This window comes from Nesterenkonia sp. NBAIMH1 (assembly GCF_007922635.1).
Lineage (GTDB): Bacteria > Actinomycetota > Actinomycetes > Actinomycetales > Micrococcaceae > Nesterenkonia > Nesterenkonia pannonica.
Map to the genome: position 1 here is coordinate 1,063,034 of NZ_CP042335.1, position 12,067 is coordinate 1,075,100.

Sequence of the window (12,067 nt, forward strand, 5' to 3'; positions counted from 1 at the left end):
TCCATCGGAGAGAGGACGCGGCAATGACTCGCAGCACAATCAGACGGACAGGCTTCATCGGTGCAGGCGTGGCCCTCACAGGCGGCGCATCCCTGCTCTTGGCGGCGCCCGCTCAGGCGATGAATGAGGCGGAGTGGCCGGAGGAGTTCACCAGCGCCTACAGCGTCATGGCAGTGCCGGAGGAGGTCATCAACGACGAGGGCGAGCAGGAGACCGGAGAGGAGGGCGCCACGGGCGACTTCATGCTGTGGATGAACTCCGACACAGACACCATCTGCTACGAGATCACCCTGAACGGCGTCTCGGGCGACTACGAGAGCCCAGCGATCAGCGCCACCCACATTCACGAAGCCGCACTGGGCGAGTTCGGCCCGCCGCGCGTTGCCTTCGAGGACCCTCAGCCCGTCGGCGACGGCAGCCGTGAGTCCTCGGGCTGCATCGAGGGTCCGTTCGTGACCGGCGTTGACGACGATGAGGGCAATGACCACGGTGAGGGCTTCACCGTGGCGCAGATCGAGGAGGACCCCGCAGCCTTCCAGGCCGACACTCACACGGACGACTACCCGGCCGGAACAGTGCGCGGTCAGCTGATGCAGGTGCCGCTGGACGGCGTGGAGACAGGCGGCGGCGGGTCTGAGCAGTCTGCCGTGGCCCCGATGCTGGGCGTCGGCGCTCTGGCCGCTGCGCTCGGCCTCGGCACATTGGCGTTCATGCGCCGTCGTGCTGAGCAGGCCTGAGTCGGGATGAGTGCATCGCGTGCAGCGCACTGCCGGGGCCGGCTTGCTCCGGCAGTGCGCCTGCTCGCGGCCGCTGCGGTGATGCTGGGGGTCAGCGGGTGCGCGGCTCAAGGAGCCCCGGGTGAGCCAGGTGCTGCCGCAGAGCCGGAGGCGGCAGGGTCGGAGAGCCCGGCCCCGGACGCTGAGACAGCATCTCCGCCTGCGCAGCCGCAGGGTCGCTCTGCCTCCTCCGCCTCCGGCGCGGAGGAGCGCGGCCCCGCTCCCGAGCGGGTGACTGTCCCTTCCATCGACATCGATGAGCCCATGATCGACCTCAGCATCGACTCGTCAGGCCGGCTCCAGGAGCCTGAGGACTGGGACGAAGTGGGTTGGTTCGCGGAAGGCAGCCGCCCGGGCGAACGAGGCCCCACGGTGATAGCAGGCCATGTGGACTCGCTGGCCGGCCCGGCGGTGTTCTACCGGCTCCTGGAGATGCAGGAGGGTGACCTGGTCAGCATCGCCGGCGAGGACGGTGAGATCTACGAGTACGAGGTGACGCACACAGCTGATTTCCCGAAGGATGACTTCCCCACGCAGGAGGTGTTCGGCCTATCCGCCGATGATGAGCTGCGGCTGATCACCTGCACCGGCGTCTTCGACGAGCAGAACGGCCGGCACCTGGACAATCGTGTGGTGTTCGCCGAGGCGATCGGCTGAGCGGCTTCTGTCAGAATGCTGACGATGCGTGCACTCGTGATTGACCAGGCCCAGGGCGTTCCCGCCGTCAACGACGTCGAGCGGCCGAGCCCGCCTCCGGGCGGGGCGGTGATCCGAGTGGAGGCCACGGGTCTGTGCCGCAGCGACTGGCACGCCTGGGCCGGCCATGACGATGGTGTCGCGTTCCCTCACGTGCCGGGCCATGAGCTGGCGGGCGTGGTGGTCGAGACGGCGCCGGAGGTGAAGAGCTGGCAGGCGGGCGACCGGGTGACGGCACCCTTCATCTGCGGCTGCGGGCAGTGCTCCTGGTGCCTGCAGGGCGATGCCCAGGTGTGCCCTGATCAGCAGCAGCCCGGCTTCACCCATTGGGGATCGTTCGCGGAGTATGTGGTGCTGCATGCGGCGGACACCAACCTCATTGCGGTGCCGGATGGTGTGAGCATGGCGGCCGCCGCAGCGCTCGGGTGCCGGTTCGCGACTGCGTACCGCGCGCTGGTCGGTCGCGCTGCGGTGCAGCCCGGCGAGTGGGTCACGGTGATCGGCGCAGGCGGTGTGGGCCTGAGCACGGTGATGATCGCGAAGGCGCTGGGGGCTCGCACCATTGCAGTGGATCGCCACCGCGGTGCTCTTGATGCGGCCTCGGGCCTAGGGGCCGATCATGTTCTCCTGGCTGAGGGGCAGGACATTCCGGCAGCAGTCTCCGCGCTCACGGACGGGGGCAGCCATGTGGCGGTGGATGCTGTCGGCAGCGAGCAGACGAGTGCGGATGCGGCGCTGAGCCTTCGGCGCCGCGGCCGTCACGTGCAGGTGGGGCTCCTGGCCCCGACCGGGGGGCACCCTCGCATCCCCTTGGACCGGGCGATCGCCTGGGAGCTCGACATCCTTGGAAGCCATGGCATGGCCGCAGCGGACTACCCGGCGATGCTGGAGCTCATCGCCCGGGGGGAGCTGGCCCCGCAGCGGCTCATCGAGCGTACGGTGGGGCTGGAGCAGGCTGCCGAGATGCTGCCGACCTTCGACACCGCCACGGTTGCCGGCATTACGGTCATTGATCCGCGCGAGCGAGGCTTGGAGGCTTGAACAGCTCCAGCGGCGCTGCAACCTCGCGTGAGGGCAGCCCCAGCAATCAGTAGGGCTGCTGCTCCAGCTCGGTGGCGAAGACACGGAACTGGTCCCGTTCGGTGTGCATCTGCCAGAGCTTCTCTGCCAGCACGTCGGGGTCCTTCTGCTCGTCACCCGGGATGATCGCTCCGGGGATTATCAGCTGCCCGACGTAGATCGGCTCATCCTTCATGGCCTGAGCGAGCATCTCGATGTAGGCGGTTTCACCGGCGAAGCCGATGGACGTGCCGGCGAAGTGCTGGACCGGCTGGACTGCGGAACCGCCGTTGACGAACAGCACGGTACCCCGTTTGAGAAAGCGCATCCCCTGAAGGACCTGGTGCACCGCGGCGACAGGTCCGTAGACGGAGAACTCCACAGCGGCCTTGATGTCGGTGACGGTGGACTCAAGCAGGGGGCGCAGGAACTCCTTCTGCGGCAGCGGGCTGTAGCTGAGGACCTCGATGTGCCCCAGCTCCTGGCCGGCCTGGTCCAGCGCCGCAATCAGCGACTCAGGGTCCCGCACATTGGCCGAGTAGCCCTGTGCAGTGAATCCATCAGCCTGAAGGTCGGCGGCAAGCGCGTCGAGCCGCTCCTGGCTCCGAGAGATCAGGGCGAGGCTGTAGCCCTCTTTGCCGAAGCGGCGAGCCAGGGCCTCTCCGAGGTTCCTGCCGGCTCCGATAATGGCAACAGTGGTCACAAGCTGCTCCTTCTGCATAGGTCATACTCATCGCACGCCCTGAGGAGTGGCGCGCACTTCACTCGTCAGCCACGGGCACGGTGCTGCTATTCCCGGGTTTCAGGATGCTGTGATGGGTCCTGCGTGGACTGCGGGCCTGGGGCTGGCTGCGAGACCTTGGCTGAGGATCTTGGACTGCTGGACTCTCATGTGCAGCCTGCGGCAGGCGATGATCACCACGATCAGCGCCAGCAGAACAAGGGCCACCGTCAGGTATGCCTGGGCTGTGGCTATGGCCGCGGTCCTCACAGTCCAGCACCTTCCAGCTCGTCCCGGTTCAGGGTCCGACCGGAGGGAAGGACGAAGCTGATGTCCTGGGAGGCGAACACCAGATCAAGGATCAGCTCCATATTGGGCACCACACCATTGATGATGGTGCCCATCACCTCGCGGGTGTCGTCCTCCTCATGCAGAGTGCACCGCAGACCCAAGTCCGGAGCCCTCAGTGCTCCCGGAGATCTCCACGATCGCTGAGGCCACCGCCGGGTGGGCCATCAGCCCGGCCGATACCGCCTTGGCCGCCTGGTCCAGCCGTACTCTCTCATCATCAGCGTCCTGGCCCGCACCTTCGGGGGCCTGAAGTGCTGCGCTCACCTTATGATCCTGTGCTTCTTCGACCTGCTCGCTCATCGTCTTCTCATCTCAAATTCATCTATAAGGTGTACAACTTTAGACAGCCTAACAGTTAATGAGGTCAACTGTTAGGCTCCTCACTGATCAGTTCGGACAGCCGCCGCATCCGGCGAAGACCTGAAGGAACCATGAAGGACAAAGAGACCCCCACCCTGCAGCCCGCCCAGGCTCAGCCGCAGCAGGCAGTGACCAACCCCGAGGCCGCCTCCGGCACCGGCTACTGGTACCTACGCACCCAGGAGTCCTACTCCGCCATCGACCTGCTGAACCTGCTGCGCAGCTACCGCGACGAAGAAACAGCCATGCGCGCACGCACCCAAGGCTCGATGGGCATGAAGGACACCGACATGAAGGCCCTGAGGTTCCTGCTGCAGCAGCACACCGCCGGGCACACCCCCGGCAGAAGGACCTCGCCGCGACACTGGAGCTGACCGCCGCATCAGTGACCGCCCTGGTCGACCGCCTCTCCGCCCACGGCTACGTCCAAAGAGTCCCCCACCCCGAGGACCGCCGCTCCGTCGGGCTGAAAGTCCTCCCCGCCGCTGACCGAGACGTACGAAGCACCCTGAGCCGCATGCACACAGACATGATCACCGCCGCCGAAAAGCTCACCCCCACCGAACGAGCCGGCGCCGCAAAATTCCTCGAAAAGCTCATCCAAGCCGTCAGCACACACGACGGCGACGAAACTCGCTGACGCTGCAGCTTTCGTCGGCACGGTAGGTGCGGCCGCGGGGGGCAGTGCCGGCAATGCGCCCGTGCACCGCGCGCACGATGCCGATCGCTTGCTGGGCGTGCTCGGCGGCGCCGAAGGTGGTGGTCGTTGCGCGCACCCGAGGTCATTACTCCAGTTTGTCCGCCGGGTCGGCACCGCACGTAGGCGCCTCCTGAGCGCGGGCGGCGCGGTGCAGCTCCTGGAGCCAGCCTCGCAGCTCCTCGCCTTCGGCGAGCAGCCCGGGAGGCGGATGCCGTCGCGTTCCCCAGCACGCTGGTTGATACTCCGACCCACCCGCTTCAGAGCTGGCAGCCGGCTCATAACCGAGGCGGACTGAGCGGGCGCCGGGACCAGCAGAGCGACGCTGCGGCTGTCCCTAGTCACCTCCTGGACCTCGCGCCAGGCCACAGCGACTTGGTCGATGTGCACCCCGTCGCGCTGGATCACTACGGAAGTGGGCCGCAGGATGCGGGCGGCGGCCCACAGAGCGCAGGACAAGCATCCCAGGGCGCCCAGCGCCATGATCGCCCGAGTGAGCGGAGTGTTCCACGGGGAGAACGGGGCCCCGAGAGCGAACAGTGCGGTGGCGCCGCAGATCGCGGCGAGCACCAGGAAGAAGACGACGGCGACGGCAGCTCCCGTGCGGGACGTCCGTACGGTCACCTGCCCGTCGTGGACGAGCTGGGCGTTCCACTCGGCGTGCCTGGCCGACTCGGGCGCGCTGCCTGGCTCTGACGCGGACGTGGGCTCCGGGTAAGCGCCTGCCGGGCGGGCGGAGTCGTCGAGCCGCGCCTCACTGCCGGCGAAGGTGGCACGTGCTTCGGCCAGCCAGGGGCCGGCCTCGTGCAGCTGGGGGTTGCGAGCCGGGGTAGGCGCAGGGCTACTCCGTCCAGCTTGGCGCGGGTGCCGCGCAGTGCCTCCTGGCCGTGCTCGTTCACCTCGAGGCTGATGGGGCGGCGTGAGGCGTCCACCCGCACGACGTCGAATCCGTCCCAGGGAAGGGTCCAGTACGACGGGCGCCTGCGCCGTGCCGAGCGCTGGAGTGCGACGCCCTCGCGGGTGAGCCGCAGCTGCGGGCCGGCGCTGGCGCCGTAGCAGCTGAGCGGGAGGCCGAGAAGCCCGAAGCCGAGCAGCGCGAGCGTGCCGGTGAGGAGCTCTCCTTGCACGAGCAGCCCGACACCGGCGAGGGTGGCCAGCACACAGCCCCAGACGTAGGGGCTCCGCAGCGGGCGCAGCGGCGCGACGGTGTCGATGACTGTCGCACGCTTAGCGGTGAGCTCCCAGCGCTTGTAGGCCGTGCTGATGGACAACGGCCGGCCCATCGCCGTGTGACCTTCGAAGGACTCGGGCTCCTGGTGCTGGCTGTCGATCATGCCTCCCCTTTCTGGCGACTGCGCGTCATCGGGCAGGTGGGTGGAATGTCGCCGTCCGCGGGGCTCGATGGCCCGTGGAACCAGCATGGCAAGAACGAAAACGAGGCAAGCAGCCGGAGACGTCGGCGGCTTGAACAACGACGCTTCGGTGGGCCCTGCGGGGCTCGAACCCGCGACCAATGGATTAAAAGTCCAGTGCTCTACCAGCTGAGCTAAAGGCCCCTTCCCTGCCCGTCAGGCAGGGCTCAACCTTATCGCATCGCCTGCGGCTGGTCGTAGTCAGCGGTCGAGTGCGCACGCACGGCGGCGCGAGCCAGTCGTCGGCCGACGGTGATCGGCGACCCCGGCACACCGCTCAGGAATGAGGCGAGAGCGCCGGTGTATGCCACGTGGACCTGATCGGCGAGCTCCTGCGCGCGATCCCCCGCCAATGGGCGCGAGAAGTGCAGGAGGCGGGAGGTCAGCAGCTCTCTCTCCTCCGCCAGGATCGGCGTCACGTCCGGCGTCGTATCGCCCAGTTCGTGCGCGGCGGTCAGGAAGGCGCACCAGCGTGATGCATGGCCTGAGCCCTCGCGGTACTCCGCCAGCGCATCGAAGACGGAGAGCAGCCGATCTTCATCGGTGTTCACGACCGCGGCGCAGCGATCCCATATCGCCTGCCAGTCGGCGAACCGAATGCGGAGCACTTCCGCCGTGAGCGCATCCTTGCTGCCGAAGTGCGTGTAGAGGCTCGCCGTGGAGACTTCCGCCTCACGCAGCACATCGTCGACGGCCGTGACGCGGATGCCCCGCTGAAACAGGAGGCTGTCCGCGGCGCGCAGCAGCCGGTCTCGGGCTGAGAGGCGTCCTGCAGTACTCACAGAGACAGTCTAGAGGCCCAGTAAACAAAACGCACGTTTTGGTGTACTGTAACGCTCGTTCTATTTTTCGACGAAAGGGCAGACGATGCGCGGATTCGTGCTGAGCGGCATGGCGCTGATCGCCGCGACCTACGGTTTGGCGCGCTTCGGCTACGGACTGTTCCTTCCCCGCTTCATGGAGGAGTTCGGCATCAGCTCCGCCGTCTCGGGATTCATCCAGGCCGGGAGCTTCCTCTCCTTCTGCGTCGCTGCGTTCATCGCGACTCTGGTCAGCACACATCCCAGGCGCGTCGTCATGACGGCCGGTGCGACCGCCTCACTCGGATCGTTGGGAGTGGCGCTGTCCCCGAACGCCGGCGTTCTTGCGGTGAGCATCGTCGTGGCTGGGGCAGGAGCCGGCTTTGCCACTCCGGGCCTGGTCACCCTGGTGCAGAACAACGTCTCTCCGCAGCGTCGCGAGAACGCACAGACCACTGTCAACGCCGGCACCGGCGCAGGGATCGTCATTGCTGGGCTGCTGCTGTTCGCCACTGTCTCCCAGTGGCGTCTCGGATGGGCAGCGATCGCCCTGGCCGCCGCTGCGGCCGCCGTCTCCACCCTGGTCACAGATCGGTCCCAGGCGCAGCATCCGTCCGGGGGCCGGTCGCCGTCGATGAGCCGATCCCACTGGCGAGCATTGGCATGGCCCTTCGCCGCCGCGATTCTGGCGGGCGCCTCAAGCGCCGGCATATGGACCTTCGGCCGCACCATCATGGCGGAGACCTCGGGCGGCGGGGAGGTCTACTCGGTCATCGCGTGGATGCTGCTGGGCGGCTTCGGCGTGCTGGGACTGGGCGCGGGACATGCCGTCCACGCACTGAGTCTGCGCACAGCGTGGAGCAGCATCACGTTCGCCATGGGGGCCGCGACCGTGGTTCTCGGCTCAGCGCCGGGGTCGATGGCAGCCGCGTACGTCTCTGCTGCCGCGTTCGGCGCGACCTACACCGCTGTCTCGGGACTGCTCATCGTTTGGGCGGAGCGGGCTGTGCCGGATCGCGCCTCGACCGGCACCGCTGCGCTGTTCATCGCCCTTGCGGTGGGTCAGGCGGCGGGCTCCGCGATTCTGGGGGTGCTGCTGGATCCCGCCTCCCCAGCTCCGGCGTTCATCGTTGCCGGGCTCTTCGCGGTGCTGGCCATCCTGCCTACGCTTCTTCGCAGTGAGGCTGGGCTGGGGCTGACCCGCCGGGCCGAGCCGGCCGCACTCTGACACGCCGTCACTGCGGCCGGTCGTTCTCCGTGTCCTGATCGTCAGCGTTCTTGTCCTGCCGTTGAGAGCCGCTCCCCTGGCGGTGCTCCGTCTCTTCGTCGACATCTACGACGCGCGACTCGTCCGTCTCTCCTTCGAGGAGCTCCTCAGCCGGCGTCTCCTCCGTCCGCTTACGCGAGTGGTCGCCGGGCTGGGGCAGCTTGCTTCTCTGATGGTCCATCGGAAGGATCCTCCTGGTTGCGGCCTCGCGCCGACGACATAGTGCTGATGTCATGCTGACCGGTCGGTGCCCGCCGGTCAACAGCCGGTCCGGCATGAGGCGTCCGACATGCAGAGGATGCAGCGCAGGAAGCCCCTGCCGTCGCACTCGATGGCCCTAAGGGCGTCGGGAAGCCTGTTCATCGATGAATGGCAGAACTATCCCGACTCTTGGAATGCTGTGCGCCGTGCCGTGGACAAAGGGGCAGGGCCTGGACGGTTCATTCTCGCGGGAAGCGCCACACCTCAGCCGGGGACTGGAACCCACAGCGGCGCCGGTCGAATTCTCTCGGTGCGCATGCGCCCCATGGGCCTGCATGAGCGAGGACTCACGCAGCCGACCGTGAGCCTTGGCGACATGCTCTCTGGAACGGCCCCTGAAATTGCCGGTTCCACCGACTTCTCCATCAGCGACTACTACGACGCGATTGTCTCCAGCGGCTTCCCGGCTATCAGCAAAAAGCCACCACGGATACAGAAGAGCTACGTGGACTCATACCTTCAGAGAGTCATCGACCGAGACCTTCCCGAACAGGGCCATACAGTGCGCCGTCCCGGCACTCTGCTGCGCTGGCTGAAGGCTTATGCCGCCGCATCATCCACCACTTCCACTCAGCAGAAGATCCTCGACGTGGCAGGCGAAGACGGTGAGCGCCCCGCACGGACCACCGCGAACACCTATCGAGAGTTTCTGACCAAGCTGCGGCTGCTTGATCCCATTGAAGCGTGGACCAACGAGTCGAACCCCTTCAAGCAGCTTCAGACGGTGCAGAAGCATCAGCTTGCCGACCCTGCCCTGGCAGCAAGGCTGATGGGCCTGACCTCCCGCCGTCTCGAAATGCCGGCGGCCGCGGATAAGGCCGGGAAGCTCTTCGAATCCCTTGCGGCATTGACCGTGAGGGTCATCGCAGAGGCTCACGGCGCGTCCGTGAGGCACCTCCGCTCGTATGACAACAGGGAAGAAGTTGACCTTATTGTCGAAGGCGACGAGGGCCAGCTCGTCGGCATCGAGGTCAAACTCTCGCCAGACTTCAGGGACCACGACCTCAGGCACCTGAAGTGGTTCCGCGAACGCATGCCCGACGACGTCGTCGACCTCGCGGTCATATCGACAGGCGAGAAGGCCTACCGCCGCGCCGACGGAATCGCCGTTGTGCCGCTGGCGCTCCTCGCCGCATGACCTGTTCCTGCCTCAGCCCCGCAGGAGAGCCCGCGCGGCCCTCCCGCCCAAACTTGACCTTGGACCGGTAGGAGGGTGGATCGTATACCCATGACATCGCACCTCCGCCTTGCCGCAGCCGCCGGTGCCGCCGCGCTCCTGCTCGCTGCCTGCGGGGACGACGCCGAGGACGGCGCGGCAAACACCCCAGCCGCCGCCGACGACGCCGAGACCATCACCGACACCACCGACACCCTCGAGAGCGAACGCCCCCAGCCCTGGACCGGCGTCGAAGAGTCCGGGGAGGCCGAGCTGCGCTTCACCACCTGGATGGGGAATCCTGAGTGCTACGGCATCCGCTACGAGGCGGAGGAGGACGACGACGAGGTGGCCGTCGCGCTGATCACCGGGGTCCTGCCCGACTCCCCGGACGTGTGCACCACCGAAGTCGTGGAGGCTGAGATCACCGTGGAGCTTGAGGAGCCGTTAGGGGACCGCGAAGTCGTCGAGCTCGAGGATCTCGACATAGAGGACAGCCGCGTCGACGCCGAATACCCCGAGCAGGACGACGAGAACGAGGATACCGAGGTCCAAGACCCGGCCGAGGCGGATCAGCCCTGATGGCCTCCCGCTCCCACCACCGCCCGTCACTGTCCGACCCCGCCAGCTTCGACCGCAGAGAAGGCGGAGCTGACCCTGCCGCGATCTCCCAGGCGGCCCATGACTCTGCCCACGCCCTGGTCGACGCCGGACGCAGCGCAGGCGACCCCGACCTCACATCACGCTTCGTCCGCCTCGCGGAAACCGAAGGCATCGACGCCGTCGCCGAGCTGTGGTCCCACTCCTCCGCCCACTCCCTGGCCGGCTCGCTGTGGCGAATCTACGCGCTGCGCACCGCCGTCCACGCCTCCCCCGAGCGCATGAGCGAGTACTACCAGCTGGGCCGCTCGCACTCGGCCCCGCACGCGATCGCCGGAATCGCCGATCCGCCCACCGCCGAGGAGATGACCCGGCTGGCCGACCGGGTGCTCAGCGGCATGCACGACGGCGACGTCGACGTGGCCTTCGACCGAGCTGCCGCGTTCTGCCGGGTCATCGCCCGCGGTCAGGCCCTCTGGGCCGATCATCACGGAGTCTCCGCCAGCGACGCCCAGCGCCTGACCTCCCGAGCCAATCAGCTCGTGCGCACCGCCGAGGAGCTGGAGCTCTCGGCCCGCTCCTACCGGGCAGGCACCCTCGACTGATCGGGCGTCAGCCTCGTCAGGCGACGTCATAATGCGGTCGACAGCGTCCAGATACATCGGAGAAACACATCCGGACGTAAGATGCTCTCCATCGCTGCGTGGAACGGCGCAGCCATCACTCACACCGCACCACCTGAGGAGCCCACCATGAAGCCCATCACCGCCCGAGCCGGCATCGCCCTGGCCGCCGCTGCCGCACTGACGCTCTCCGCCTGCGGCGAAGCTCCCGATGAGGAGAACGGCGACGGTGAGAACGGCGAGGCTGCCGAAGACGTCGACTACACCGCCTGCCTGGTCTCCGACGAGGGCGGCTGGGATGACCAGTCCTTCAACCAGTCCGCCTACGAGGGCCTGCAGGCCGCCATCGATGACTTCGGCATCGATGACCAGACCGCAGAGTCGCAGTCCGAGGCCGACTACAGCAGCAACGTCGACGCCATGGTCCAGCAGGGCTGCGACGTCGTCTTCGGCGTGGGCTTCCTCCTCGAAGAGTCCCTCAACGCCGCAGCCGAGGCGAACCCTGACACGGACTTCGCCCTGATCGACGAGGTCTTCTCCGAGGAGCACGAGAACGGCAAGCCGCTGGTGTTCAACACTGCAGAGGCGGCATACCTCGGCGGCTATGCGGCCGCCGCGATGACCGAGAGCGGCGTCGTCGGCACCTGGGGCGGCATCCAGATCCCATCGGTGACGGTCTTCATGGACGGCTTCGCCGACGGCGTGGAGCGCTACAACGAGGACAACGACGAGGACGTTGAGCTCGTCGGCTGGGACAAGGACTCCCAGAACGGCTCCTTCTCCGGAGACTTCTCAGACCAGACCCAGGGCCAGCAGGTCACCGAGCAGCTCCTGGCTCAGGACGCCGACATCATCATGCCCGTCGCCGGCAACGCAGGCCTGGGCGCAGGTCCGGCCATCGAATCCGCAGACGCCCGCATGATCTGGGTCGACTCCGACGGCTACGAGTCCACCGAGTACGGCGACATCATTCTGACGTCGGTGCTCAAGCAGATCTCCCAGGCCGTCTACGACACCATCGAAGAGGGCGTGAACGAAGAGTTCAGCAGCGAGCCCTACGTCGGCGACCTGGAGAACGACGGCGTCGGCCTGGCGCCCTTCCACGACTTCGAGGACGAGGTCCCGGAGGACGTCATGGACGCCCTCGACCAGATCACCGAGGAGATCATCTCCGGCGAGACGGTCATCGACAGCGAGAACGCCCCCTCCGAGGATGACGCCGAAGCCGAAGAGGGCGACGCCGACGAGGACGAGTGACGAGTCTGCACAAGCACCGGGCCGAAGCACG

The 12,067-nt window shown here is 67.2% G+C and carries 18 protein-coding genes, 1 tRNA gene and 1 pseudogene; 11 read left to right on the forward strand and 9 right to left on the reverse strand.

The window, feature by feature from the left end:
- Window positions 1–23 precede the first annotated feature (23 nt).
- The 3 genes from FS388_RS04985 to FS388_RS04995 are packed head-to-tail and all read left to right on the forward strand — an operon-like array spanning window position 24 to window position 2,513.
- Window positions 24–737: a CHRD domain-containing protein gene (locus tag FS388_RS04985; RefSeq protein ID WP_146340276.1), complete on the forward strand. Its 714-nt coding sequence runs from the start codon at window positions 24–26 to the stop codon at window positions 735–737.
- A gap of 6 nt (window positions 738–743) precedes the next feature.
- Window positions 744–1,433, forward strand: a complete 690-nt coding sequence (locus FS388_RS04990) for a class F sortase (RefSeq protein ID WP_210410237.1) — start codon at window positions 744–746, stop codon at window positions 1,431–1,433.
- A gap of 24 nt (window positions 1,434–1,457) precedes the next feature.
- Entirely contained in the window at window positions 1,458–2,513 is a 1,056-nt protein-coding gene (locus FS388_RS04995; RefSeq protein WP_146340278.1) for a zinc-dependent alcohol dehydrogenase family protein, read from the forward strand.
- 46 nt (window positions 2,514–2,559) lie between these two features.
- Here the strand turns inward: FS388_RS04995 and FS388_RS05000 are convergent, their stop codons facing one another.
- The 4 genes from FS388_RS05000 to FS388_RS05015 form a co-directional block, all read right to left on the reverse strand.
- Complete coding sequence (locus FS388_RS05000; RefSeq protein ID WP_146340280.1) at window positions 2,560–3,234, reverse strand: SDR family oxidoreductase; 675 nt, start codon at window positions 3,232–3,234, stop codon at window positions 2,560–2,562.
- A 99-nt stretch (window positions 3,235–3,333) separates the two neighbouring features.
- On the reverse strand, window positions 3,334–3,522 hold the full coding sequence (locus tag FS388_RS05005; RefSeq protein WP_146340282.1) for a hypothetical protein: 189 nt from the start codon (window positions 3,520–3,522) through the stop codon (window positions 3,334–3,336).
- Window positions 3,519–3,656, reverse strand: a complete 138-nt coding sequence (locus FS388_RS05010; protein WP_210410238.1) for a hypothetical protein — start codon at window positions 3,654–3,656, stop codon at window positions 3,519–3,521. The genes FS388_RS05005 and FS388_RS05010 overlap by 4 nt, the downstream gene beginning before the upstream one ends.
- Window positions 3,657–3,678: 22 nt before the next feature.
- Window positions 3,679–3,867, reverse strand: a complete 189-nt coding sequence (locus FS388_RS05015) for a hypothetical protein (RefSeq protein WP_146340285.1) — start codon at window positions 3,865–3,867, stop codon at window positions 3,679–3,681.
- 167 nt (window positions 3,868–4,034) lie between these two features.
- Between FS388_RS05015 and FS388_RS13220 the strand changes: the two genes are divergently transcribed.
- Together FS388_RS13220 and FS388_RS13225 are read left to right on the forward strand one after the other, a co-directional pair.
- A complete protein-coding gene (locus FS388_RS13220; RefSeq protein ID WP_246836304.1) occupies window positions 4,035–4,337 on the forward strand; it encodes a hypothetical protein in 303 nt (100 codons plus the stop codon).
- A gap of 11 nt (window positions 4,338–4,348) precedes the next feature.
- On the forward strand, window positions 4,349–4,603 hold the full coding sequence (locus FS388_RS13225; RefSeq protein WP_246836305.1) for a MarR family winged helix-turn-helix transcriptional regulator: 255 nt from the start codon (window positions 4,349–4,351) through the stop codon (window positions 4,601–4,603).
- On the opposite strand, the gene FS388_RS13430 is transcribed toward FS388_RS13225, so the two are convergent.
- From FS388_RS13430 to FS388_RS05035, 4 genes are all read right to left on the reverse strand, one after another.
- The gene (locus FS388_RS13430; RefSeq protein WP_371708707.1) at window positions 4,572–4,739 is read right to left on the reverse strand and encodes an oxygenase MpaB family protein; all 168 of its coding nucleotides are present in this window, start codon (window positions 4,737–4,739) and stop codon (window positions 4,572–4,574) included. The genes FS388_RS13225 and FS388_RS13430 overlap by 32 nt on opposite strands.
- A 541-nt stretch (window positions 4,740–5,280) precedes the next feature.
- A complete protein-coding gene (locus FS388_RS05025) occupies window positions 5,281–5,994 on the reverse strand; it encodes a hypothetical protein (protein ID WP_146340289.1) in 714 nt (237 codons plus the stop codon).
- Between the two features lie 149 nt (window positions 5,995–6,143).
- Window positions 6,144–6,216: transfer RNA gene (locus tag FS388_RS05030), tRNA-Lys, on the reverse strand.
- Window positions 6,217–6,245: 29 nt separating this feature from the next.
- The gene (locus tag FS388_RS05035; protein WP_146340291.1) at window positions 6,246–6,854 is read right to left on the reverse strand and encodes a TetR/AcrR family transcriptional regulator; all 609 of its coding nucleotides are present in this window, start codon (window positions 6,852–6,854) and stop codon (window positions 6,246–6,248) included.
- 85 nt (window positions 6,855–6,939) lie between these two features.
- Here FS388_RS05035 and FS388_RS05040 point away from each other — a divergent pair, with 85 nt between their 5' ends.
- A complete protein-coding gene (locus FS388_RS05040; RefSeq protein ID WP_168198595.1) occupies window positions 6,940–8,100 on the forward strand; it encodes an MFS transporter in 1,161 nt (386 codons plus the stop codon).
- A gap of 7 nt (window positions 8,101–8,107) precedes the next feature.
- Here the strand turns inward: FS388_RS05040 and FS388_RS05045 are convergent, their stop codons facing one another.
- Window positions 8,108–8,320, reverse strand: a complete 213-nt coding sequence (locus tag FS388_RS05045; RefSeq protein ID WP_146340293.1) for a hypothetical protein — start codon at window positions 8,318–8,320, stop codon at window positions 8,108–8,110.
- A 150-nt stretch (window positions 8,321–8,470) separates the two neighbouring features.
- Between FS388_RS05045 and FS388_RS13435 the strand changes: the two are divergent.
- The 5 genes and pseudogenes from FS388_RS13435 to FS388_RS05065 form a co-directional block, all read left to right on the forward strand.
- Window positions 8,471–8,620 (forward strand): annotated as a pseudogene (locus FS388_RS13435) (AAA family ATPase); the annotation flags it as partial.
- Between the two features lie 96 nt (window positions 8,621–8,716).
- Window positions 8,717–9,538, forward strand: a complete 822-nt coding sequence (locus FS388_RS05050) for an ATP-binding protein (protein WP_246836306.1) — start codon at window positions 8,717–8,719, stop codon at window positions 9,536–9,538.
- A 90-nt stretch (window positions 9,539–9,628) separates the two neighbouring features.
- Window positions 9,629–10,138, forward strand: a complete 510-nt coding sequence (locus tag FS388_RS05055) for a hypothetical protein (RefSeq protein WP_146340297.1) — start codon at window positions 9,629–9,631, stop codon at window positions 10,136–10,138.
- Window positions 10,138–10,761 (forward strand): hypothetical protein, encoded by a 624-nt coding sequence (locus tag FS388_RS05060; protein ID WP_146340299.1) that lies wholly within the window; start codon window positions 10,138–10,140, stop codon window positions 10,759–10,761. The genes FS388_RS05055 and FS388_RS05060 overlap by 1 nt, the downstream gene beginning before the upstream one ends.
- A 147-nt stretch (window positions 10,762–10,908) precedes the next feature.
- On the forward strand, window positions 10,909–12,036 hold the full coding sequence (locus tag FS388_RS05065; protein ID WP_146340301.1) for a BMP family protein: 1,128 nt from the start codon (window positions 10,909–10,911) through the stop codon (window positions 12,034–12,036).
- Window positions 12,037–12,067: the final 31 nt, after the last annotated feature.